24 protein-coding genes are annotated in these 23,402 nt (G+C 68.5%); 16 read left to right on the top strand and 8 right to left on the bottom strand.

Going from position 1 to position 23,402, the window contains the following annotated elements; all coding sequences use genetic code 11:
* Nucleotides 1-131 precede the first annotated feature (131 nt).
* The 8 genes from AB0L97_RS11810 (at nt 132) to AB0L97_RS11775 (ending at nt 6,952) form a co-directional block, all read left to right on the top strand.
* Complete coding sequence (locus AB0L97_RS11810; RefSeq protein ID WP_364427943.1) at nt 132-1,124, top strand: hypothetical protein; 993 nt, start codon at nt 132-134, stop codon at nt 1,122-1,124.
* A 194-nt stretch (nt 1,125-1,318) separates the two neighbouring features.
* Entirely contained in the window at nt 1,319-2,446 is a 1,128-nt protein-coding gene (locus tag AB0L97_RS11805; protein ID WP_355072945.1) for a glycosyltransferase family 4 protein, read from the top strand.
* Between the two features lie 29 nt (nt 2,447-2,475).
* Nucleotides 2,476-2,859, top strand: a complete 384-nt coding sequence (locus AB0L97_RS11800; RefSeq protein ID WP_355072943.1) for a polyketide cyclase / dehydrase and lipid transport — start codon at nt 2,476-2,478, stop codon at nt 2,857-2,859.
* Nucleotides 2,860-2,896: 37 nt separating this feature from the next.
* On the top strand, nt 2,897-3,331 hold the full coding sequence (locus tag AB0L97_RS11795; protein WP_355072941.1) for an SRPBCC family protein: 435 nt from the start codon (nt 2,897-2,899) through the stop codon (nt 3,329-3,331).
* Nucleotides 3,328-4,629, top strand: a complete 1,302-nt coding sequence (locus tag AB0L97_RS11790) for an ArsA family ATPase (protein WP_364427976.1) — start codon at nt 3,328-3,330, stop codon at nt 4,627-4,629. The genes AB0L97_RS11795 and AB0L97_RS11790 overlap by 4 nt, the downstream gene beginning before the upstream one ends.
* On the top strand, nt 4,619-5,035 hold the full coding sequence (locus AB0L97_RS11785) for a hypothetical protein (RefSeq protein WP_364427937.1): 417 nt from the start codon (nt 4,619-4,621) through the stop codon (nt 5,033-5,035). The genes AB0L97_RS11790 and AB0L97_RS11785 overlap by 11 nt, the downstream gene beginning before the upstream one ends.
* Complete coding sequence (locus AB0L97_RS11780; RefSeq protein WP_364427934.1) at nt 5,032-6,042, top strand: ROK family protein; 1,011 nt, start codon at nt 5,032-5,034, stop codon at nt 6,040-6,042. The genes AB0L97_RS11785 and AB0L97_RS11780 overlap by 4 nt, the downstream gene beginning before the upstream one ends.
* A 178-nt stretch (nt 6,043-6,220) precedes the next feature.
* On the top strand, nt 6,221-6,952 hold the full coding sequence (locus AB0L97_RS11775) for a lysophospholipid acyltransferase family protein (protein WP_355072936.1): 732 nt from the start codon (nt 6,221-6,223) through the stop codon (nt 6,950-6,952).
* 72 nt (nt 6,953-7,024) lie between these two features.
* Here AB0L97_RS11775 and AB0L97_RS11770 read toward each other — a convergent pair whose 3' ends face one another.
* Nucleotides 7,025-8,341 (bottom strand): hypothetical protein, encoded by a 1,317-nt coding sequence (locus AB0L97_RS11770; protein ID WP_364427929.1) that lies wholly within the window; start codon nt 8,339-8,341, stop codon nt 7,025-7,027.
* Between the two features lie 71 nt (nt 8,342-8,412).
* Nucleotides 8,413-9,207, bottom strand: coding sequence for a DMT family transporter (locus AB0L97_RS11765; RefSeq protein ID WP_364427926.1), 795 nt, complete (start codon nt 9,205-9,207; stop codon nt 8,413-8,415).
* 297 nt (nt 9,208-9,504) lie between these two features.
* Between AB0L97_RS11765 and AB0L97_RS11760 the strand changes: the two genes are divergently transcribed.
* The 5 genes from AB0L97_RS11760 (at nt 9,505) to AB0L97_RS11740 (ending at nt 15,022) form a co-directional block, all read left to right on the top strand.
* On the top strand, nt 9,505-10,269 hold the full coding sequence (locus tag AB0L97_RS11760; protein WP_364427923.1) for a sporulation protein: 765 nt from the start codon (nt 9,505-9,507) through the stop codon (nt 10,267-10,269).
* Nucleotides 10,270-10,339: 70 nt separating this feature from the next.
* Nucleotides 10,340-11,905, top strand: coding sequence for an alkaline phosphatase D family protein (locus AB0L97_RS11755; RefSeq protein WP_364427920.1), 1,566 nt, complete (start codon nt 10,340-10,342; stop codon nt 11,903-11,905).
* Nucleotides 11,906-11,957: 52 nt separating this feature from the next.
* Nucleotides 11,958-13,235 carry an FAD-binding oxidoreductase gene (locus AB0L97_RS11750; RefSeq protein ID WP_356965153.1) on the top strand — a complete coding sequence of 426 codons (1,278 nt, stop codon included), beginning with the start codon at nt 11,958-11,960 and terminating at the stop codon, nt 13,233-13,235.
* 99 nt (nt 13,236-13,334) lie between these two features.
* On the top strand, nt 13,335-13,634 hold the full coding sequence (locus AB0L97_RS11745) for a YciI family protein (RefSeq protein WP_364427916.1): 300 nt from the start codon (nt 13,335-13,337) through the stop codon (nt 13,632-13,634).
* A gap of 290 nt (nt 13,635-13,924) precedes the next feature.
* Nucleotides 13,925-15,022 carry a CSLREA domain-containing protein gene (locus tag AB0L97_RS11740; RefSeq protein ID WP_364427913.1) on the top strand — a complete coding sequence of 366 codons (1,098 nt, stop codon included), beginning with the start codon at nt 13,925-13,927 and terminating at the stop codon, nt 15,020-15,022.
* Here the strand turns inward: AB0L97_RS11740 and AB0L97_RS11735 are convergent.
* From AB0L97_RS11735 to AB0L97_RS11725, 3 genes are all read right to left on the bottom strand, one after another.
* Nucleotides 15,019-15,675, bottom strand: a complete 657-nt coding sequence (locus tag AB0L97_RS11735) for a TetR/AcrR family transcriptional regulator (RefSeq protein ID WP_355072920.1) — start codon at nt 15,673-15,675, stop codon at nt 15,019-15,021. The genes AB0L97_RS11740 and AB0L97_RS11735 overlap by 4 nt on opposite strands.
* A gap of 124 nt (nt 15,676-15,799) precedes the next feature.
* Nucleotides 15,800-16,216 carry a cytochrome c oxidase subunit 4 gene (locus AB0L97_RS11730; RefSeq protein ID WP_355072918.1) on the bottom strand — a complete coding sequence of 139 codons (417 nt, stop codon included), beginning with the start codon at nt 16,214-16,216 and terminating at the stop codon, nt 15,800-15,802.
* A 13-nt stretch (nt 16,217-16,229) separates the two neighbouring features.
* Entirely contained in the window at nt 16,230-17,321 is a 1,092-nt protein-coding gene (locus AB0L97_RS11725; RefSeq protein ID WP_364427908.1) for a cytochrome c oxidase subunit II, read from the bottom strand.
* Nucleotides 17,322-17,685: 364 nt separating this feature from the next.
* Between AB0L97_RS11725 and asnB the strand changes: the two genes are divergently transcribed.
* Nucleotides 17,686-19,629, top strand: coding sequence for an asparagine synthase (glutamine-hydrolyzing) (gene asnB, locus AB0L97_RS11720; RefSeq protein WP_364427905.1), 1,944 nt, complete (start codon nt 17,686-17,688; stop codon nt 19,627-19,629).
* Nucleotides 19,630-19,687: 58 nt separating this feature from the next.
* Here asnB and AB0L97_RS11715 read toward each other — a convergent pair whose 3' ends face one another.
* Both AB0L97_RS11715 and AB0L97_RS11710 read right to left on the bottom strand, forming a co-directional pair.
* Nucleotides 19,688-20,656, bottom strand: coding sequence for a carbohydrate kinase family protein (locus AB0L97_RS11715; RefSeq protein WP_355072915.1), 969 nt, complete (start codon nt 20,654-20,656; stop codon nt 19,688-19,690).
* 252 nt (nt 20,657-20,908) lie between these two features.
* A complete protein-coding gene (locus AB0L97_RS11710; RefSeq protein WP_355072914.1) occupies nt 20,909-21,259 on the bottom strand; it encodes an iron-sulfur cluster assembly accessory protein in 351 nt (116 codons plus the stop codon).
* Between the two features lie 256 nt (nt 21,260-21,515).
* On the opposite strand from AB0L97_RS11710, the gene AB0L97_RS11705 reads away from it, so the two are divergent.
* Nucleotides 21,516-22,130 (top strand): DUF3043 domain-containing protein, encoded by a 615-nt coding sequence (locus AB0L97_RS11705; protein ID WP_355072997.1) that lies wholly within the window; start codon nt 21,516-21,518, stop codon nt 22,128-22,130.
* A 28-nt stretch (nt 22,131-22,158) separates the two neighbouring features.
* Here the strand turns inward: AB0L97_RS11705 and AB0L97_RS11700 are convergent, their stop codons facing one another.
* Nucleotides 22,159-22,320 carry a hypothetical protein gene (locus tag AB0L97_RS11700; RefSeq protein WP_355072912.1) on the bottom strand — a complete coding sequence of 54 codons (162 nt, stop codon included), beginning with the start codon at nt 22,318-22,320 and terminating at the stop codon, nt 22,159-22,161.
* An 85-nt stretch (nt 22,321-22,405) separates the two neighbouring features.
* Here AB0L97_RS11700 and AB0L97_RS11695 point away from each other — a divergent pair, with 85 nt between their 5' ends.
* The gene (locus AB0L97_RS11695; RefSeq protein ID WP_355072910.1) at nt 22,406-23,374 is read left to right on the top strand and encodes a helix-turn-helix domain-containing protein; all 969 of its coding nucleotides are present in this window, start codon (nt 22,406-22,408) and stop codon (nt 23,372-23,374) included.
* Nucleotides 23,375-23,402: the final 28 nt, after the last annotated feature.

The following is a 23,402-nucleotide window of genomic DNA, read 5'->3' as shown; positions in this document are numbered from 1 at the left end:
CAGCGGCACCGCAGTACTCGAAGCCCGACCAACCCGCGACGGGCAACGGTGACCCACCTGGGCGTGCGGCGCGGCGCCTACCCCGTCGGCCGCACAGCCGTATCCCCCGCCGGGGCGCGCCGATGAACGGCATGCGGAGATTGCGCGCGTGGTGCTCGGCCCGGCGACGCTTCGAGTTCTGTCTCACCGTCGCGATGGTGGTGGCACTCACCGGCGTGTGCGTCGCGCTGATCATGTTGCCGAACACGGTGCTGCCGAAACTGCGGGCCGCGGAGCCGGGAGCGACCGAGGCGGTGGGTCAGGCGGCGGCCGCCGATCCCCGGCTGGCCGAGGTGCGGCGCATCGTCGAACCGTTCGGGTCGATCATCGCCCGCCAGGTGCCGACCGGAGACGGGGGACGATCCCTGGTCGTCGGCCATCCCGACCAGCGGATCGAAATCGACGTGCTGGAACGTGAACTCGCCGAGGCCACCGCCGCGGTGACCGACGTCTGGGGTCCCGGCTGGGCGCAGTCCGCGCTGGTCGTCGTCGCCTCGTCGCCCTCCGAGTTCGCGGCCCTGCTGCGCTCACCCGGTCTCCTGCCCGCCGAAGTCGCCGCCGCCTCCGTCGCCGATCCGTTCACGGCGGGCAGTCGGCCCACCGGCCAGCGCGTCGTCTTCGGCGCCGACACCGGACGCCGCCTCGATCCCGAGGGCATGGCCACCCTGCTGCGGCATGAACTCACCCACATCGCCGCTCGCGCCGACACCGTCGACGGCGCCCCGCTGTGGATGCTGGAGGGTTTCGCCGACTACACCGCGCACCACGGGGAGGACCAGCGGTTCTCCGACATCGCTCCCACGCTCACCGCGCATGCCCACGCGGGCCGGATCCCCGAGGATCTGCCGCCCGACACCGACTTCTCCGGCCCCGACGCCGCCTTCACATACGAAAAGGCCTGGTCGATCTGCGCCTTCGTCGCCGAGAAGTACGACCGAGCCCGCCTCGTCCAGCTCTACCACCGCATCGCGGCGGGCAAACAGGACCCCACCACCGAAGACGGCATCCTCCGCGAAGTTCTCGGCACCCCCCGCGCCGATTTCGTCGACGACTGGCGCGAGTGGCTCCGAACCCGATCCGCCTGACCCCTACCGACAGCCGCGAGCGCACCGGTGCGGCACCCGTTACGCAGGGTCAGCGGACGTCAGCGCGGAATCGGAAGGCGTCGCGTGGCAACTGGAGCGAAGCGAGACCGAGCCTCTTCCGTTCGCGGCCACAAAGGGGCCGCGAACACGCAGCGCCGCAGGCGCTGCAAATCAGACCCAGTATTTTGTTGCGCATGGCTCGAACTCTGCTGGTTACCAATGATTTCCCGCCGCGGCCGGGCGGTATCCAGTCGTATCTGCAGGCGTTGGCCGGTGAGCTGCCGCCGGACGACCTGGTGGTCTACGCTCCGCGCTGGCGTGGCGACAGCCATCTGAAGTTCGATGCCCGGCAGAAGTTCCAGGTCATTCGCCATCCCACCACGCTGATGCTGCCGACTCCGCTGGTGCTGCGCAGAGCCGCGCGCCTGTTGCGCAGCGAGCAGTGCGACACGGTGTGGTTCGGGGCCGCGGCGCCGCTGGCGCTGCTGTCGCCCGCTCTGCGTCGCGCGGGCGCCGAACGGATTCTGGCCAGTACCCACGGCCACGAGGTCGGCTGGTCGATGCTGCCGGGGGCCAGGCAGGCGCTGCGTGCCATCGGCGAGCACACCGATGTGGTCACCTATGTCAGCCGCTATACCCGCCGCCGGTTCGCGTCCGCGTTCGGCTCGAACGCGGCGCTCGAGTATCTGCCGCCCGGGGTGGACTCCGAGGTCTTCCGCCCGGATCCGGCCGCGCGGGCCGAGCTGCGCGAACGATACGGCCTCGGCGACCGGCCGACCATTCTGTGCCTGTCCCGGCTGGTGCCGCGCAAGGGGCAGGACGCGCTGATCCTGGCGATGCGCGATATCCGCGAGCGTGTGCCGGGCGCGGTCCTGGTGATCGCGGGCGGCGGCCCCTTCGAGGACAAGCTGCGCGCCCTGGCGGTCGCCGCGGGCGTCACCGAGGACGTGGTGTTCACCGGCCGCGTCCCGTCCGGTGAGTTGGCCGCGCATCACACGCTGGCGGACGTCTTCGCGATGCCGTGCCGGACCAGGGGCGCGGGACTGGATGTGGAGGGGCTCGGCATCGTCTACCTGGAGGCGTCGGCGTCCGGTGTCCCGGTGGTGGCGGGTAACTCCGGCGGCGCGCCGGAGACGGTGATCGAGGGCAAGACCGGTCGTGTGGTGGACGGGCGTTCCGTGCAGCAGATCGCCGACGCCCTGGTGGACATTCTGTCCGACCGGGATGCCGCCGCGCGGATGGGCGCGGCGGGCCGCGCGTTCGTCGAGCAGCAGTGGCGCTGGGACAGCTTGGGCGCGCGCCTGCGACAGCTGCTGCGGTGATCCGCGTCGCATCTACTACGCTCAGCGGAGTGAGCAGTATCCAGGTCGCAGATCAGACCTTCGTCGCCGCACCGGGGGCCGCCGTGGCCGAGCTGCTGGCGGGACCGAACAATTGGCGCCGTTGGTGGCCCGACCTGGCCCTGGATGTCCGTGAGGATCGAGCCGAGAAGGGTATCCGCTGGTCGGTGTCCGGTGGCCTGACGGGGACCATGGAGGTATGGCTGGAGCCCGCGCTCGACGGGGTGATCCTGCACTACTTCCTGCACGCCGAGCCGGAGCCCGCGCTGCCCGCGGGCAAGCTCGCCGCCGCCAACCGGGCGCGCCGGGTCGCGGGCAAGAACATGTCGTTCGAGGTGAAGTCCCGCCTGGAGGCGGGCCGCCCCGCCGGTGTCAGTCCCGCGCCCCAGCCTTGATCTACCAGCACCGACGCTGAAAGGAACCGCTGTCCGCATGGCCGACCGGACCCAGAGATCGATCGTCATCGAGGCCCCGTCGCAGCAGGTGATGTCCGTCATCGCCGATCTGGAGTCCTATCCCGAGTGGGTATCCGCGGCGAAGTCGGTGGAGGTGCTGGAGGTGGGGCCGGACGGCCTGGCCAAGACCGCGCGGTTCGTGTTGGACGCCGGGGTGGTCAAGGACACCTACGTCCTGTCCTACGAGTGGCGCGCCGACCGTAAGGCGGTCAGCTGGCGGCTGCTCAGCGGCGAGTTGCAGAAGGCGCAGAACGGCACCTACGAGCTGATCGATCGGCCCGGCGGCACCGAGGTCGTCTACACGCTCACCGTCGACCTGAACATCCCGATGATCGGCATGTTCAAGCGCAAGGCCGAGAAAGTGATCACCGATACCGCGCTGAAGGAACTGAAGAAACGGGTCGAAGGCTGACCGCGCACAAGACCCGGGTCGAGCTGTTCATCGGCAAGGGTGGGGTGGGCAAGACCACGCTCGCGTGCGCCACCGCCATGGCCGAGGCCAGGTCGGGCCGTCGCGTGCTGATCGCCTCGCTGGATCAGGCGCATTCGCTCGGCGACGCGCTCGGCTTCCGTTTTCCGCACGATCCGGGCACCGTCACCGGCGTCGCCACCGTGCTGCCCGGACTGGACGTGATCGAGATCGATTCGCTCGCGCTGCTCGAGGACCGGTTCCGCGACGTGGTGCGGGTGATCTCGGCCGGCCGCGGGCACGAGCACGGTTTCGACCTCGCCGCGCTGGACCCGGCGGAACTGACCGGATTGCCCGGCGTGCAGGAACTACTGATGCTGGTGGAGATCGCCCAGTTCGCCGCCGAGGACGACTGGGATCTGATCGTCGTCGACTGCCCGCCCTCGGCGGACATGCTGCGCATCGTCACCGCGCCGGGCACGCTGCTGGGTTACGTGGAACGGATATGGCCGCCGCACGCACGGGCGATGAGCGCCGTCGGCACCGACCTGCGGCGCGCCGTGCTCGCGGCCACGGTCGAACGAATCGTACGGGCGGTCACTGAAGTTCGCGATCTGCTCGCCGACCACCGGCGCACGCGGGCGCGGCTGGTCACCCTCGCCGAGCGCGTCGCGGTGGCCGAGTCGCAGCGGGTGCGCTCCGCCGCGGCGCTGCTGGGCCTGCGGCTGAACGCCGTCGTGGTGAACAAAGTGCTGCCCGATCTCGCGCCGCCCGACGGAGCCGAACATCCGGCGGTGCAGTGGTATTCGAACCGGCGCGGCGAGCAATCCGACGTCATCGCCGAGTTGCGGAGCACGATGCCGGGTATACCGGTGGTGATCGCGCGGCACACCGGCCCGGAGCCGATCGGGCTGAACTCGCTGGCCGCGCTGGCGTACGCGATGGACTCGGCGGGCGACACCGGGGACGCTGCGCTTATGCTGAGCGACAATCAGACGGAGGTCGACGCGAGTTCCGGCGAACCGCTGGTTCTCCTGGAATCCGGCACCGGATTGCAGTCGGTGTACGCGCTGCGCATGCACCTGCCGGTGGTCGACGCCGCCACACTGCGCCTTGGCCGAGTGGAGGACGATTTGATCGTGGGAGCGGACGGTGTCCGGCGCCGGGTGCGCCTGGCGCCGGTATTGCGGCGGTGCACGGTCGACGGCGCCGAACTCGATGACGGATACCTGGTGGTCCGCTTCCGGCCCGATCCGCGGGCCTGGGCGCACGCGTCCGAAAGCCGCGACCATGACCGGTGATCCGCACTCGCCCAGGGGCGAGGAGGTCGGCGGCCACACCGCGCCGGACGGTGTCGCCGAATTCGCCGAGGAACTGAAGCTGCTGGCCGAGGCGGTGCTGGAACGGGTCGAGCCCGTGTTGCGGCGCGCGGCCGACGGACAGGTCGAGTGGTCCAGCTGCAGCTGGTGCCCGGTGTGCGCGGCCGCGGCGCTGGTGCGCGGGGAGCACCACGACGTGCTGACCGCGGTCGCCGATCACGGCACCGCGATCGTCACCGTGCTGCGCGAGGCGCTGGCCGGAGTGCCGGTCGAACCCGTCATGCCCACCGAAGCCGACCCGGAGACCGGCGCGCCGCATCGCCATGGCCGGCCCGGGGACGACGACGGTCCCCGTTACGTCGACATTCCCGTGACGATCAAGGTATGACGCACCAGATGGCCGGTACGCGACCGCTGACCGTCGGAATAGACGTCGGCGGCACCAACATTCGGGCGTCGGTGATCGATGACAGCGGCGAGGTGCTGGACACGGTCCAGGCGCCGACGCCGCATTCCGCGCGAGCGCTGGAGGACGCGCTGGACCGGGCCGTGCGCGACCTGTCCGGCAGACATCCCATCGGCGCGGTCGGCCTCGCGGTCGCCGGGTTCATCAACGGCGATCGCTCCACCGTCCGGTTCGCCCCGCATCTACCCTGGCAGGACGCCCCGGTCGCCCAGCGTCTCACCGAACGGCTGGAACTGCCGGTGATCCTGGAACACGACGCCAACGCGGCGATGTGGGCCGAGTATCGGTTCGGCGCCGCCGCGGGCGGGCACAACGTGGTGCTGATCGCGATCGGCACCGGCATCGGCGCCGCCCTGCTGATCGACGGCCAGCTGTATCGGGGCACGCACGGCATCGCACCTGAACTGGGTCATCTGCAAGTCGTTCCGCAGGGGCGGCCCTGTCCGTGCGGCAAACGCGGGTGCTGGGAGCGCTACTGCAGCGGAACCGCTTTGGCGGAGACCGCGATCGAGATGCTGGCCAGCGACACCCTGCGCTCCGTGCTGGCCAGGGATGTGGCACGCGATCCCGGCTCGCTGACCGGACGGCGGGTCGCGGGCGCCGCGCAGGACGGCGACCCGCTCGCCGTGCGGGTGATGGCCGACTTCGCGCGCTGGCTCGGGCTCGGGCTGGCGTTCGTCAGCGACATCTTCGATCCGGACCTGGTGGTCATCGCGGGCGGCGTGAGCAGTTCGGCGCCGTTGTTCCTGGACGAGGCGCGCGAAGAGTACGCGCGCGCGATCACGGGCGCGGGACACCGGCCGCTGGCCCGCATACGAACCACCCAACTGGGTGAGGCCGCGGGCATGATCGGCGCGGCCGACCTCGCGAGGGCGGCACTGCCCTCGGGCGCGCGTAAGTCCGCGCGCGTCGCGCGGACCAGTCGTTGACCACGCCGCCACGACCCCTCGTGGCCTGCCGCGACACGCCGGTCGTCGTCATCGCTCGGCGTCGGGGCCGAAGTGTGGTGAGATTCGCCGCTGCGGTTGGATGTGATCTTGCACCGGCGGTAAAGTCGGCAATTGAAGCAGGTGCCCGCAACTATCCCGGTCCCGGGGGAAGGACGTCATGTTCTACTGGCTGCTGAAGTTCGTGCTGCTGGGACCGTTCATTCATCTCTACAACCGGCCTACGGTCGAAGGCGTAGAGAACATTCCGGCGGACGGGCCGGCCATCATGGCGGGTAACCATCTCTCCTTCGCCGACTGGCTGTTCGCTCCGTTGCTCAGCCCGCGGCGGATCAGCTACCTCGCCAAGGCCGAGTACTTCAACACCCCGGGCATCAAGGGCCGGCTCCAGAAGTTCTTCTTCAGCGCCTCGGGCCAGTACCCGATCGATCGCAGCGGCGCCGACGCCGCCGAGGACGCGCTCAACGCCGCCCGCAAGCTGCTCGACCAGGGCCGTCTGGTCGGCCTCTACCCCGAGGGCACCCGCTCACCCGACGGCCGCCTGTACAAGGGCAAGACCGGCTTGGCCCGCCTGGCGCTGGAGACCGGCGTCCCCGTCATCCCGGTCGCCGTCATCGGCACCGACGAGGTGAGCCCGCCCGGACCGTTCCGCTGGCGCCGCAGGAAGGTGACAGTCAAGTTCGGCGAGCCCATCGACTTCTCCCGCTACGACGGCATGGGCGGCAACCGCTTCGTCGAGCGCGCCGTCACCGACGAGGTCATGTACGAGCTCATGCAGCTCACCGGCCAGGAGTACGTCGACGTCTACGCCCACAGCCTGAAGAAGGGCGTCCCCAGCGGCAGCCACCCCGCCGCCGTCCCCGTCCGCATCCCGGACACCGCCGCAGGCTGATCACTCAGTCCGGCCTGGCCCCGAGACCCCCTGTTCTCGGGGCCGTTTTGGTACTGGCTGAAGCCGGTAAGGCTATGCGAGCAGAAAAGCGACGACGGGAAACACGATCGCGGTAAACGCGGCGAATACCACGGCACCTACTTTCGCTTTGGGGATCGAGTTCAACCGGGTGGCCGCGAAACCATAGATCCCGAGGAAGACGAAAAGCGTTCCCCAAGAGACCAACGCCCGGCTGGCGATGTCCCCCAGCCTGTCAGCGAAGATCAGGGCCAGGCTGACGATCGTAGATCCGGACGCTGCGCCCATCGCCAGGAACGCCGCTCCCGCGGGACTGTTCATGACCATCGGCGCACGGCCGACCGGAACGACCTCCTGCGGGTCGGTGTGATGGACGCCTTCGCGTCGACACAACAGATCGAAGACCGTTGCCGGGTTGACCCATTCGCCGACCTGGGACCGCACCTGAGCAAGTGCGTGCACCGCCTGGGCGCTCGCATACGAGGTGATGAAACCTTCGCGTGACGTGCGGAATCCACCGCGATCTCGATGGATCGGTGACAACTGCTGGTAGTCGAGCAACTCGATGAAGGCACTGCGGAAAGTGGGGTGGAACATCCAACGGTCACCCGAGGTCGCCAGCGCCGCAACCGACAGCTGCAAGGTGGCGTGATGCCAGGTTTGCGCCACGTTGCCGCGACGTATCTGCTCCTCCTCGAGCTTGCCGAGATCGTGGTCCAGCCCGCCGAGTACCCGTTCGGTCGCCAACTCGTGGGCTCGGCGCACGCGGGTGCCGCCGAGCATCGCGATCTCCGGTACCGCCAGCAGGCTCGCGATCTGCGCGGCCGCGTAGTTGGGCTCGACCCGCGGGTCTCCGGCGAGCACCGCGGAGACCAGAAAGGTCGTGCCACGCAGTGCAGCACGCGCGCCCTCGTCGTCGGAGGCGGACAACTCCAGCAGTGCCCGTATCGCCGCCGTCGTGGCTGTCACCGAGACCGCAGAGATACCGTCGGCCAGCGACCAACCACCCGTATCCGGGTCCTGCGCAGTGAGCAACGCGTTGCGGCAGGCCACCAGATCGGCGTCCGCGATAGCGATACCGAAGCATCGCAGAGCACGCAGCCGCCAGGCCGCATCCACCGGAGCATGGAACTCCCACTCCCCGCGCGTGCTGTGCGGAACCACATCGCGCCGCACCAGCGCCAGCACCGCCGCTGAATCCGGCACGGGCCGGTTCACTCTGGACAGGGCGCACACAACCTCGGCGGTGTCCTGCGGATTGGGCGGCACGTCGGTCGACCAACCCCAACCCGCATAGCCGTCGTCGTGCCGAACCAGATTTCTGCCGAACCAGTCGGCAGCCAGTCCGATGCGGTCGTCGACATATGACACAGCGCCCCCTTGCGAACGGTGAAAACACTGCCCTGACCGGTGATACGTCTCGCCAGCCTGGACGGTGCCCGTCAATATATCCGTTCTCCGGCATCCAGCAGAACCGCTGCGGCGACGAGAACTCCACCGGCTACCGTCGGCAGCGACAGTTGTGATCTGTCCACCGCCGCGACAACGATCGAGGCCACGAGCGCCTCGTTCACGCCGAGCGCACCTGCGATCTGCGGGCTGAGGCGTCGCATCGCACGCCAGTACAACGCGAACCCCGGACCCAGCAGGGCGGCGCCGAGCGCCAGCTCGGCGAACGTTCGCTCCCAATCCCATGTGGTCATCGTCAGGAAGGGCGCGGTGAGCACTCCGGCAACGGCCAACTGCAGTCCCGCCGAGACCGTTGGGTCTCGATCGGGAGACTCTCGAGCTACCAGGACGATCAACGCGGTCACCGCAGCCGCGCTACCGAGTGCCAGGCCACAACCGATCAACGCGCTACCAGTGTCGATCTCCGACGCGGGTCGAGCGGAGACCAGAACGATGGCGGCTACCAGCAGGAGCAGCTCGACCAGGATCCGTACGTTCACCGCCCGCTTGCCGGTGTACATGGCCAGAACCAGCAACATGATTGGAGATGCCAGGTGCAAAGCGACGACCACCGGTACGGGGCCGATGGCCAAGGCCGCGACGTACAGCGAAATATTGACGGCCTCGAGCAAGCCCAGTCGGAAATAGGTACTCCCGTGCGAATACAGCTCCAGAGCCGGACGCCGACCGGTGACCGCTGCGACGCTCAGCAGGGGAATCGCCGCGCCTATAGCGACCAGCGGTCCAGCACGGTCGGAACCCAGCAACGCGAGCCCGGCACTGAACAATCCCCATAGGCTGGTCCCAGCGACGAATAGCGCCACCGACGATGCCCGACCTCCACCGGACCGTCGCACACCAACCCTCCTCCCCTTTCTTGGAGTCGGCGGCTACCGTGCCTCACGACTCCGCGATCGCAGCACCGGCAGGTATCGAAATATGCTGCGTTATCGAGTATTCCAAGTTCGAATGCACGACTATCGCCGAACGCGTGATGCATGCCGGAGCAGAGCAGGCGACGACGTTGCCCACAACGTAAGAAGACGCCAAGGTTTTCTTCGGCAAGAGCGGGAAGACTGCGGAGCATGTTCAAGAAGTTGTTGGCGGTGGCCGGGGTCGGTGGGGCCGAAGTGGAGACCGAGTTGTTCACGCCGGGTGTGCAGCCCGGGGGCACGGTGGAGGGCATGATCCGTTTGCGGGGCGGTGCGGTCGCGCAGGAGATCACCCAGGTGGCCGTCGAGTTCGTGACCAGGGCCGAGCAGGAGTACGAGGATCACGAGGGCGTGCGCGACGTCGCGTTCGGACGTACCGGAGTGCACGGACCGTTGCATCTGCCCGAGGGGGCGCCGCTGGAGTTCCGGTTCGCGGCCCGCGCGCCGATGGAAACACCGATCACGTTCTACAACGGACGACACCTGCCCGGCACGGTGGTCTCGCTGCGCACGATCGTGGAGATCCACGGCGCGGTGGACGCCGCCGACACCGACCCGATCGGCGTCGGCGCCCTGCCCGCTCAGCACGTGCTGCTGGAAGCGGTGGAACGCTTGGGATTCCATTTGCGTAGCGCGGACGTGGAATCCGGCCGGGTGCACGACACGCCCCAGACGCTGCCGTTCTACCAGGAGATCGAGTTCGCGGGCTCACCGCACTACCCGGGCCTGAACCAGCTCGAGGTGACTTTCGTTCCGACCGAGACCGGCATGAGCGTGGTCCTGGAGGCGGACAAGCGCGGCGGTTGGCTCTCCGAGGGCCGCGACGTGTTCGACGCGCTGTGGGTGGACTACCAGCACCTGGGCGGCGTGGACTGGGCGGGCGAACTGCACCACCGTATAGCGCGCCTGGCGCACTGACTCTTGCTTGTTGTCCACACGGACCCGGCCCGTTCACGCGCCGTTGACGTAGTTGCGTCAGGGTTGCCTCATGACCGGCTCGGACTCGAGACCATCCCGGCGCACCGTATTGCGCGCCTCCGCGCTCGGACTGGTGGCGGCCCCTGCACTGGCGGCATGCTCGCCGGACAACGGCCCCGCGCTGGTCCGCGGGCGGCCGGTGCTCACACACGGTGTCGCGGTGGGTGATCCGCGCGCGGACGGCGCACTGATCTGGGCCCGCGCCGATCGCCCCGCCACCTTGCTGGTGGAAACCGCCGCCACGGAATCGTTCACCGATCCCAAGCGTTTCACCGGACCGCTGCTCACACCCGATTCCGACGGCACCGGCCGGGTGCGGGTCAACGGCCTGCCCGCCGGAACGCAGGTGCACTACCGGGTGACGCTGCGCGGCGAGGACGGCGCCACCTCCGAACCGGTCACCGGCGTCTTCCGCACCGCGCCCACCGCCGCGTCGGACATCCGGCTCCAGTGGTCCGGCGACGTCGCGGGCCAGGGCTACGGCATCAACCCGGAGCTGGGCGGCATGAGGATCTTCGCCGTCATGGCCGCCCGCGACCCGCATCTGTTCCTGCACTCCGGCGACTCGATCTACGCCGACGGACCGCTGCGGGAATCGGTCGCCCTGCCCGACGGGCGGATCTGGCGCAATGTAGTGAGCGAGGCGAAAAGCGCTGTCGCGCAGACTCTCGACCAGTTCCGCGGCAACTACGCCTACAACCTGACCGACGAGAATTACCGCCGCTTCAACAGTTCGGTCGCCCAAGTGGTCCAGTGGGACGACCACGAGACGGTGAACAACTGGTACCCGGGCGGACTGGTCGGCGAGTCCAAGGGCTACACCGAACGGGCCATGGACACCCTGGCAACCCGTTCCTGGCAGGCCTTCCACGAGTGGATGCCGCTGGAGCCGAGGGAAGCGGTGGACGGCCGCCTGTATCGCAAGATCTCCTACGGTCCGCTGCTCGACGTCTTCGTGCTGGACATGCGCGCGAACAAGGACGCCAACAACGCGAACAACGGCCCCGACGGCCGCATCTTCGGTCCGGCGCAGACGAAGTGGCTCGTCGACAGCCTGCGCGAGTCCACCGCCACCTGGAAGATCATCGCCAACGACCTGCCGCTCGGCTTGGTCGTCCCGGACGGCGAACAGAAGAACACCACCGCCTTCGAGGGACCCGCCAACGGCGATCCCGGCGCGCCGTCGGGCCGGGAACGCGAGATCGCCCAGGTGCTGTCGTCGATCAAGGCGAACACGGTGGCCAACGTCGTCTGGCTCACCGCCGACGTGCACTACACGGCGGCGCACCGTTATTCGCCCGAGCGGGCGGCCTTCACCGACTTCGACGAGTTCTGGGAGTTCGTCTCCGGTCCGCTCAACGCGGGCGCGTTCGGCCCGAACCAGCTCGACGGCACGTTCGGTCCGGAGGCGATCTACGTGCACGCTCCGCCGGTGCAGAACAGCTCGCCACTGGACGCCTTCCAGCATTTCGGCGAGGTGCGCATCGACGGAAGGTCAAGGGAACTGACCGTAGATCTGTGCGACGCCGCCGGATCCGTCCTGTTCAGCAAGAGCCTTGCGCCGGCGTCGCGGTGACACCCCGCTTCGGGGGAGCGGCGCGGGCCGCGCTGTGGTTAGCTCTTCTGCCATGAGCACGCCGCACATTGTCTCCAACGCCGAGGAATACCTCCCCCGCGATACCGCCGATGTCGTTCGCACGGTGCGGGATTCACGCGGGCGATCGGAACGGCTGATGGTGCGCGGCGGCGAGCTGCTCGACGAGGGCCTCGCGCTGCCCGCTCAGCCGACCGTGGTGTCGCTGCGCCGGATGAATCAGGTGCTGGACATCAACCTGGGCCGGCGCACCGTCCGGGTGCAGGCGGGCGCCAAACTCTCCGATATCGACCGCAGGCTCGGCGCGCACGGCCTCGGCCTGCCCGTCGTCGGCGATCACCGCGACATCACCGCGGGCGGCTTCGCCTCGGTCGGCGGCGTCAGCGCGGCCTCGCACAAACACGGCCTGTTCATCGACCAGATCGTCGATCTGGAGTACGTGGACACCGACGGGCGCATCGGCACCTGCGGGCGCACCCACCACACCGAGCGGTTCCAGCGCATCCTGGGCGCGGGCGGCCGGGCTGGCATCATCACCGCGCTCACCCTGGACGCGATCGAGATCGACAAGGAACACACCTGGCTGACCACCGACGCCGACCGGTTCCTGGACTTCGACTCCTTCGTCGAGCACGCCTATGCGGAGATCTTGCGGCCCGGCAACGCCGAACTGCAGGTCGGCCGCTGGGTCGATACCGCGCCGCTGAAGGTGGCGCGCCCGGTCGGCACCGGTCACGTACAGCTGGGCACCGTGCGCTTCGGGCAGTGGTCGAGCCTGTACCCCACCGCGCCCACCAGGGGACTGCGCGCCCGGCGCGAGGTCGGGTCGCGCGCGCGGAAATCGCTGGGCGCCATCGCCTCCGCCGCGCCCGGCAAGGCGGGCATGCCTGTGCGCAACGCGGCCGCGGGCGCGGTGCTGTTCGCGCCGAAGGTGCAAACCCTCCGCGATGCGGAGTATCTGGCCGATACGGCGCTCAGCTCGTCCGAGCGTGGTCCCGCCTACCGGGTGGGCATTTTCGCGCCCCTGTCGAGCTATACGTCGGTGTTCTACCGCCTCCACGATCTGTTCTCGGGACACCGGGAACGCACCGGCTGCTTCACGGTCATCTCCGCGATGACCTACGGCGTCCGCTCGCGCTACCTGCGCGCCGAATCCGCCGCCCGCGGCCTGCCCGCCGAAGACCACGGCCTGATCACCTTCACCTGCCGCCTGCGCCCTGCCGCGCTCCCGTCGGAACAGTTGCGCGACATCGTCTCCGGCATCGAGGAGATCTGCCGTTCGGAGAACTCGCTCCGGTACGAAGCCGAGTAGCGGTTCGGCCCGCACCGTCCCTCGGTCGAGGGCCGCTGGTGCGCGTGCCGCCGGAAATCGCCGTGACCACCGATCAGGGCCAGCGCTAGCGTTGCGTTCATGTTCGTCGTGACCGTCACCTACACCGTTCCGCTCGCCGAAGTGGACCCCCTGCGCCCCGCTCACGGTCGCTGGCTGGAGCAGCTCATCACCGACCGGCGCCTCGTGCTGGCGGGACGCCGCGTTCCACTGGTGGGCGGCGTCTACCTGACCACCGATATGCCGCGCGATCGGCTCGACTCGATCCTCGCCACCGATCCGTACCTGCTCCACGGCGTCGCGACGCACGAGGTCGTGGAGTTCACGCCACTACTCGGCGCGCCCGAGGTGATCGCGGCCTCCGACCGCAACGGAGCCTGAGGTGAGCCGGACACAGCGGGTCTGATTCGCGAGCACGCACCGCCGAATTCGCCACTCACACTCGGTGAAACTCCGACTGAGCGCTTCTCGGGCCCGAGGTAGTTCTCGAACACCATCCTGCCGCGGCTGGCAGGATGCGGACGACGCCGATGCCGATCAGCGACTGCGGACCGAATTCCGGAAAACGCCACCGGTAGCGGGTTCTGATGCGACATAGTGGTAAACGCTCACGTTCCCTACTTATACGCGAGCGTACCTTACTCCATGTTCGTGATCGGATCAGAGACCTCATGAGGACGAGCACATCTGCCGCGGCGATCAGCGCATTCGCCATCTCAGCCCTGGTCGCGGGAACCGTGGCCGGTTTTCCCGCAGCGGCCGACGCCGACGCATCACCCACCGCGGGTGCGCCGGGTGTGATAACGGTGGACTCCACGACGGACGACGTAGCGGCCGACCCAGGCAGCGGGCAATGCCGCACGATCTCCGGCGCCTGCACGCTGCGCGCCGCGGTGCAGACGGCCAATGCCCGTCCAGGCAGCACAATCGTGGTTCCCGCCGGTCGATACGTGTTGACGATCGCCCCCGATCAGCGGAAAGTACAGGGTCGCAACCCTGATCCGACCACGGGCGACCTGAACCTGACCGCCCCCACGACGCTGCGCGGCGCCGGTCGCGATCGAACAGTGCTGGACGCCGACGGGATCGACCGGGTGCTCAGTGTCGCCGCGCCGGTGACGTTGGCGGGATTGACGGTGACCGGCGGAGTCGCCGCCCAGCACGAGATCCCGTTCTACGACACCGGCGGGGGCGGCATCGCGAATTCGTCGGATCTCGTTCTCGACGACGTCGTGGTCCAGGGCAACAGCGCCGGATACGGCGGCGGCATCTTCAACGTGCCCGGCTCGGACTTGAAGACGAGGAATACGGTCATCTCCGGCAATTCAGCGGGCGAGGCGGGCGGTGTGCGGTGCGACAACACCTGCACCTTCACCGATACCACGATCGCGGACAACCACGTGGTCGACCCCGGAGTCTGGTACCGCCCTGGCGGATTCGCCGGACGCGGCGGCGGCGTCGACGTTCGGGGAAGGGGCGTGGTGACCTTCGATCGCGCGACGATCACCGGGAACACCGCATCCGACGGCGGCAGTGGCATCAACGTCGCGCCGGCCTACCTCGACACCCTTCCACGCCGGTTGACCGACCTGGTGGACGTCCCTCTCGGCACCGTCCTCCTGCGGGACTCCACGATTCTCGGCAACAGGTCCGGGACAGCTGTGGTCAACTGCGCCGAGGTGTTCGCGAGAATTGCCTCGGAAGGTGGCAACACCAGCGACGACGCATCCTGCAACCTCACCGGGGCCGGCGACAGAGTTCTGTCCTAGTCGGCGGGCGTCGGCGGCCCGAGCAAGGCGCGGTGGATGTACACGACGGCTTCCTCGAGCTCGAGCAAGTCTCCTCCGGCACGGAGGGTTCGGCGGATGGCCTCGTTGGTCGCGTCGGTGACCGCCAGGTACGCGCAATCGGGAACGGTGGAGTCGACGGGGCCCGCTGCCGCACGCCACGATCGGATGAATCCCGCGAACCACTGCTGGCATCGTTCGAACGACTCGATCGCGCGCGACCCGGCCACAGCGGTTTCCAGGTAGAAGGCGCGGGCGAACGAAGGCTCGTCGCGCAGCAGCGTGAGGTACTCACGGATGCCGCGGCGGAGCGCTTCGAGTGGCGTCACCGGCTCGGACGAGATCTGCCTCATGACCTGCCGGAGATGATCGATCATCAGATCGCGGCCGGTCTCGGCCGCCGCGAGGAAGCAGGCTTCCTTGTCCGGAAAGTGCTGATAGAACGTCCGACGCGAAACCTTCGCGGCAGCGGCGATATCCGCGATCGTCGCATCGAGGTAGCCCCGGTCGGCGACGACGACCGTGACCCCGTACAGCAGGCGCTGCCGTTGCGAGCCCGTCACCAGGTCGCGAGCGAGGCCGTGCGGTCCGTGTGGTAACGCCTTCAAGGTCGGTTCCAGCAACTTCTCTCCCACCCGCACCTTCATAGCAGGTGCGGGCCCGGAGCTACCCGGACTCCGCCGCTTCGGCAGCTCGTCGCACACGCGAAACGGCCCCACCGGAATTTTTCCGGTGGGGCCGTTTCGGCAGATCTTCGGCTCAGTGCTTCTCGGGACCGAGGTAGTACTCGAACACCAGCCCGGCGGCGGCGGTCAGGACGCACACGACGCCGATGCCGATCAGCCAGAACTGGAAGAACGCCAGGCCGAGCGCGGTCACCGAACCGGCGGCGGCCAGCGTGATCGGCCAGAAGCTGCCGGGCGAGAAGAAGCCCAGGTCGCCCGCACCGTCGACGATCTCGGCGTCCTCGTAGTCCTCCGGGCGCAGGTCGAGACGACGGGCGACGAACCGGAAGTAGGTCCCGATGATCAGCGACAGACCCGCGGTCAACACCATGGCCGTGGTGCCCGCCCACTCGACACCCGTACGCGACTGACCGGTGAAGAAGCCGTAGACGCCCGCGATGATGATGAAGAACACCGTGAGCAGTTCGAAAATCCGCGCTTCGATCTTCATGTCAGATCAATCCTCACTTGCTCTCGGCCGAGGCCGCGCTCTTGGTGTCGCGCCTGGTGTTGAACGGCGCGGTGGACGTGGCGACCGGAGACTCCCCGATGGACGCGAGCGCCTCGGCGTTGGTCTTGCCCGCCTGGCGCGCGTCCAGGTACTTGGTGAACTTCTCCGGCGTGACCGCGCGGACCTCGAAGTTCATCATCGAGTGGAAGGTGCCGCACATCTCGGCGCAGCGGCCGACGAACGCGCCTTCCTTCTCGATCTTGGAGATCTGGAAGACGTTGTCGGAGTGGTTTTCCTTCGGGTTGGGCATCACGTCGCGCTTGAACAGGAACTCCGGCACCCAGAAGGCGTGGATCACGTCGGCGGCGGCGAGCTGGAACTCGATGACCTTGCCGGTCGGCAGCACCAGGACCGGGATCTCGTTGCTCGAGCCGATCGTCTCGACCTTGTCGTAGTGCAGGTAGGAGAGGATGTCGTTCTCCGGCTTGCCGTGTACCGGGCCCGGCTGCGGGTGACCGTCCTTGGTCCGTTCCTTGTACCCCTCGAGCTGCTCCTGGTTCAGCGCCTCACGCGCGGTGTCGATGCCGTCGAACCGGTAGCCGTCCTTGAAGTCGACGTTGCGGTAGCCGAACTTCCAGTTCCACTGGAAGGCGGTCACGTCGACGGTGACGTCGGGGTTGTCCACCTTCTCGTGCACGTAGTTCTGCACGACCACGGTGAAGTAGAACAGCACGGCGATGATGACGAACGGAATCGCCGTGTAGGTCAGCTCCAGCGGCACGTTGTAGCCGGTCTGGCGCGGGAACTCCGGAGAGTCGGCCTTCTTGCGGTGGAACGCGATGGTCCAGAAGGTCAGACCCCAGACCAGAACGCCCATCGCCAGCGCGGCGATGACCGACCAGGTCCACAACTCCCGCATCCGGGTGGCCTGCGGCGTGATGCCGGACGGCCAGCCGAACCGCAGCCAAACAGTGTCGATCGAGCAGCCCGAGACGAGCAGCGCGGTGATCCCCAAGGACACCGCCAGCCCGGCCCGCCGAAGGATACGGCCCTGCCGACCCCGGGCGGGTCGTGCCCCGATCTCTTCGCTCGCCTTGTGCGCCACGCTCACGCCTTCCTGGTCGCCACACATTCCGACAGTGCATCGTCCGGGCTGCGATGGGCCCCGACGATACGTCCTAAGCTCGTATCAGGGCACTCCCCGGGCCGGCGCATTCGCGCGCGGGTCGCCTGAGAGAGACCTGAGTACTACGCAGCGTAGACCAAACGCACCCCCCCTTTGTCGTCGGGTCGGCTTCGACACCTCACCGGGCCCGCCGGGATCATCGTCACCAGCGATTCCGCCCTGACGTGACGCGCGCGACGCGCGGACGCCCTAGGTGCGGCATACTCGGACACTAGATTTCGTCCCCTTGCGCCCCATCCGGTGCGCGCGTATCCCGACTGTGAGAAATGAGGTTGCCGACGCCGTGTGTGGACTGCTCGGATTCCTGGCATCTGACGAGGCGGCACCTGGCACGGTGGAGCAGGTCTACGAGGCCTTGCACTGCGTGCGCCACCGCGGCCCGGACGAGCGCGGCACCTGGCACGACGACCATGTGATCTTCGGCTTCAACCGCCTGTCGATCATCGACATCGAGCACTCGCACCAGCCGCTGCGCTGGGGCCCGCCCGAGCGGCCCGACCGCTACGCGCTCACCTTCAACGGCGAGATCTACAACTATCTCGAGCTGCGCGCGGAACTCGCCGAGGCGCACGCCGCCGAGTTCCCGGACGGCAAGATCTTCCAGACCGAGGGCGACAGCGAGGCCATCGTCGCGGCGTTCCACTACTGGGGTCCGGAGGCGGTGCGGCGGCTGCGCGGCATGTTCGCCTTCGCGATCTGGGACACCGAGACCAACGAGCTGTTCCTGGCCCGCGACCCGTTCGGCATCAAACCGCTGTTCCTGGCCACCGGGCCGGGCGGAACCGCGTTCGGCAGTGAGAAGAAGAGCCTGCTCGAACTGCTGCCCGTGCTGCGGCTGAGCGACGAGCTGGACCCGCGCGCGCTGGAGCACTACACGGTGCTGCAGTACGTGCCCGAGCCGGAGACGCTGCACAAGGACGTCCGCAGGCTGGAATCGGGCAGCTACGCCACCGTGCGGCCCGGCGCGGCGCCGGTCGTCACCCGGTACTTCACCCCGAAGTTCCCGGTGCGCCCGTTCACCCCCGGCTCGGCGGCGTCCCGCTACCGGGAGATCGCCGCTGCGCTCGAGGACTCCGTCGCCAAGCACATGCGCGCCGACGTGACGGTCGGCTCGTTCCTGTCCGGCGGCATCGACTCCACCGCGGTCGCGGCGCTGGCCATGCGGCACAACCCGAAGCTGATCACGTTCACCACCGGGTTCGAGCGCGAGGGCTACTCGGAGGTGGACGTGGCCGCCGAGAGTGCCGAGGCGATCGGCGCGCGGCACGTGGTGAAGGTGGTCTCCCCCGCCGAGTTCGCCGCGGCGATCCCGGAGATCGTCTGGTACCTCGACGACCCGGTGGCCGACCCGGCGCTGGTCCCGCTGTACTTCGTCGCCAAGGAGGCCCGCAAGCACGTCAAGGTGGTGCTCTCGGGTGAGGGCGCCGACGAGCTGTTCGGCGGGTACACCATCTACCGCGAGCCGCTGTCGCTGAAGCCGTTCGAGAAGCTGCCCCGCGGCCTGCGCAGGCTGGCGGGCAAGCTGTCGGACCGGATTCCGGACGGCACGAGGGGCAAGAGCCTGTTGCACCGCGGCTCGCTCACGCTGGAGGAGCGCTACTACGGCAACGCGCGCAGCTTCAGCGACGCCCAGCTGCGCGCCGTGCTGCGCGAGTTCCGGCCGGAATGGACCCACCAGGACGTCACCGCGCCGCTCTACGCGCAGTCGCGCGGCTGGGATCCGGTGGCCCGGATGCAGCACCTGGACCTGTTCACCTGGTTGCGCGGCGACATCCTGGTCAAGGCCGACAAGATGACCATGGCCAACTCGCTGGAACTGCGCGTGCCGTTCCTGGACTCCGAGGTGTTGAAGGCGGCCGAGGGATTGCCGTTCGACCAGAAGATCACCAAGGAGACCACGAAGTACGCGCTGCGTCAGGCGCTGGAGGGCATCGTGCCGCCGCACGTGCTGCACCGCGCCAAACTCGGCTTCCCGGTACCGCTGCGGCACTGGCTGCGCGGCACGGAACTCTACGACTGGGCGCAGCAGCAGATCGCGGAGTCGCAGACCGACCACCTGCTGAACAAGGCCGCGATCAGCGAGATGCTGGTCGCGCACCGGGCCGGGACCGCCGATCACAGCCGCAGGCTGTGGACACTGCTGGTGTTCATGGTGTGGCACGGCATCTTCGTCGAGGACCGGATCAAGCCGGAGATCCAGGAGCCGGTCTACCCGGTCTCGCTCTGACCCCGAAACGCGGGAAAGGCGCGCACCCGGCCGGGTGCGCGCCTTTCGTCCGCACGGTCTACAGCAGCGTCTTGATGTCCGCCGCGGCTTCGGGACCGTAGGCCTGGCTGAGGCGCTCGAGCGCGGACTCCTTGGTCAGCGTCCACTCCTGGGTGCCCATGGTCTCCAGCACGAGCACGGCGATCAGCGAGCCCAGCTGCGCGGAACGCTCCAGGCTCAGCCCGGCGGTGTGCGCGGTGAGGAAGCCGGCGCGGAAGGCGTCACCGACGCCGGTCGGCTCGACCTTCTCGATCTCGGGCACGACGCCGACGGTCACGTCGGTGCCGTCGCGATCGACGATCCGCACGCCGTCCGCGCCCAGGGTGGTGACGCGGACGCCGACCTTCTGGGCGACCTCTTCCTCGGTCAGGCCGGTTTTCTGCAGCAGCAGGCCCCACTCGTACTTGTTCGTGAAAAGGTATGCGGCGCCGTCGATCAGCTGCACGGACTGGTCGCCGTCCAAGCGGGCCAGCTGCTGCGAGGGATCGGCGGCGAACGGGATCCCCAATTCGCGGCACTCGGCGGTGTGCCGCAGCATCGCCTCCGGGTCGTTGGCGCCGATCAGGACGAGGTCGAGGTCCCGCGTCTCGGCGAGTTCGGCGATGGAGATGTCGCGGGCCTCGCTCATCGCGCCGGGGTAGAACGACGCGAGCTGGGCCATGTCGTCGTCGGTGGTGCAGACGAAACGCGCGGTGTGCGCGCGGTCGGACACCAGCACGGTGGAGCAGTCGACCCCGTGCTTCTCCAACCAGGCGCGGTACTCGCCGAAGTCGGCGCCGACGGCTCCGATCAGCAGGGGCGTCCGATTGAGCAGGCCCATGGCATAGGCGATGTTGCCACCGACGCCTCCGCGACGGATCTGCAGATCGTCGACGAGGAAGCTCAGCGACACGTGGTCGAGCTGATCGGCCAGCAGTACGTCGGCGAACCGTCCGGGAAAACGCATGAGGTGGTCGGTCGCAATGGACGCGGAAACGGCGATGGACACGTGGCTGAGCCCCTTCAACGGTAGGCGGCAGGCGGTGCAGACCGGGACGCGAGTCCCGATCTCACCGTAGCTGATGCCGCCTCTCCGGGTCTTCAGGCCGTACTAGTTGAGCGGCACCGGATTTGCGTTCAGGTCTTGCGCAAGTGCCGCTCGGGTCCTGGGCGTTCCCGACGAGTTACCCATGTCCTTACGAGATCAGTTGTTCCGATCGAACGCGGCCGATCTCCGCGACCGCGCCGGGACGCTACTACCTCAGTTGAAGGAGTCGCCGCAGGCGCAGGAGCCGGTGGCGTTCGGGTTGTCGATGGTGAAGCCCTGCTTCTCGATGGTGTCGACGAAGTCGATCGAGGCGCCCTGCACGTACGGCGCGCTCATCCGGTCGACGGCCAGCGTGACGCCACCGAAGTCGACGGTCAGGTCGCCGTCGAGCGAGCGGTCGTCGAAGAACAGCTGGTAACGCAGGCCGGCGCAACCACCCGGCTGCACCGCGATCCGCAGCGCCAGGTCGTCGCGGCCCTCCTGGTCGAGCAGGGCCTTCGCCTTCGTGGCGGCGGCGTCGGTCAGAGTCACACCGTGGGTGGCGGTCTCGTTCTGCACAGTCATGAACTCTCCTCGAGGAACCTGTGGTCGAACCCGTGGAACAGCGCACGGGTCGTGTCGGTAAACACCACTCGGCGGGCTGCTATTCCTCCATCTTGCCACCAGCCGGTCCGCGGTGACACGCAACCTCCGTGAGCCCGCACACTCCGGGCGAATCGGACCGCATTTCTCGCCGCGCCACCCATCGAATAGCCTGGTCGGTGTGAAATTGTTCCGTCGCGGCGAGTCCAGCACCACCGACGCGACCGCCGAATCGACGGTGGTCACGAACGGTGACTCGGCCGCAAGCAGCACCCGCGCGGCGGCCACGGCCACCGCGGGCAAGGGCCGTCCCACCCCGAAACGCCGTGACGCGCAAGGCAAGCGCCGCGGCCCGATAGCACCCGCTCCGCTCACCGCGAAGGAGGCCCGCGCCCGGCGCAAGGCCGCACGGGGCACCAGAGCGGAGCGCAAGGCGGCGTCCGCGAAGCGGCGCGAGGCCGCCGCGGATCGACGGGAGCGCATGCTCGCGGGCGAGGACAAATACCTGCCGCCCCGCGACCAGGGCCCGGTCCGGGCCTTCGTCCGCGACATCGTCGACGCCCGGCGCAACCTGGTCGGCCTGTTCATGCCGATGGCGCTGGTGCTGATCTTCTCGATGTTCCTCGCGCCCGCGCTGCAGACCGTCGTCACCCTGGCCATGCTGGTGATGATGCTGTTCATGGGCATCGAGGGCGTCCTGCTCGGCCGCGTGGTGAACAACCGGGTCAGGGAGCGTTTCCCGGAGACCACCGACGGCGGCTACCGCCTCGGCTGGTACGCCTTCGTCCGCGCCTCGCAGATCCGCAAGATGCGCGCCCCGAAGCCGCGAGTAACCCCCGGCGAAGCTGTGTAGTTTTGCCAGCGCCTGCGGCGCTGGTTGGTCAGCGGTGGTGGGTGTTGCGGCCGAGCATCGCCGTCAGCTCGGAGTGCAGCCGCTGTACGTCGCGGTCGATCACTTGCGCGGATCCCGCGCGGTCGGTGCCGCGGGTGATGAGTGTGGCGAAAGCCACGATGACCGCCAGGGTGATGAGAAAAGTAACCATGGCAGTAATTTTGCGGTCAGTGATTTACCGCCGAAAGTGGCGGTACTGACATAGTTCGCAAAAATACGGCCACTAGACTGGGCGCATGCTGTCGAAGGTCGCCGTGGTGCTGTCCGAACGCATGGCCATGTTCGAATTCGGGGTCATCTGCGAGGTTTTCGGCCTCGACCGCACGGCCGACGGACTGCCCGCCTTCGATTTCCGGGTGTGCGGGGCCGAGCCGGGTGTCCCGCTGCACTCGACCAGCCCTGGCATCACAGTCACACCGGAGTACGGGCTGGAGGAACTGGCGGCGGCCGATCTGGTGGCCATTCCCGCCGCCGCGGCCGACCATGGATTCGATCCGCGGGTCGTCACGGCCATCCGCGACGCTGCTGCCGCCGGGGCGACCGTGCTCACCGTGTGTTCCGGAGCGTTCCTGGCCGGGGCGGCCGGGTTGCTCGACGGCCGCAAATGCACCACGCACTGGCGCTACGTGGAGAAACTCGCGGCCGAGTACCCCGAGGCAACTGTCGATCCGGACGTGCTGTTCGTCGACGAGGGTGACCTGATCACCAGCGCAGGCACCGCCGCGGGCATCGATGCCTGCCTGCACCTGGTGCGGCGCGAACTCGGCAGCGGCGTGGCCAACGCGATCGCGCGGCGGATGGTGGTCCCCCCGCAGCGCGACGGCGGGCAGCGCCAGTTCATCGAACGCCCCGTCGCGGCCTGCACCTCCGACAGCCTGATCCCCACCTTGGAGTGGATGAACGAACACCTCGACCTGCCGCACACGGTGGAAGACCTGGCCGCCCGCGCCAACATGTCCACCCGCACCTTCGCGCGCCGATTCGCCGCCGAGACCGGAACCACCCCCGTGAAATGGCTCACCAACCAGCGCGTGCTGCTGGCCAAGCAACTGCTCGAGGAAACCGACCTCGGACTGGAGCACATCGCCGACCGCTCCGGCTTCGGCTCCGGCGCCCTCCTGCGCCACCACTTCCAGCGCCTCGTCGGCATCGCCCCCACCGAGTACCGCCGCCGCTTCGGACGCAGCTCGGACACACCCGCCTGATCGCGGAACGGCGAGGGGACCCCGCGCC

This window comes from Nocardia sp. NPDC051911 (genome assembly GCF_040681035.1).
Classification (GTDB): Bacteria; Actinomycetota; Actinomycetes; order Mycobacteriales; family Mycobacteriaceae; genus Nocardia; species Nocardia sichangensis.
The sequence above is the reverse complement of the archived record's forward strand: the minus strand, read 5'-3'. Positions and strand labels throughout refer to the sequence as shown.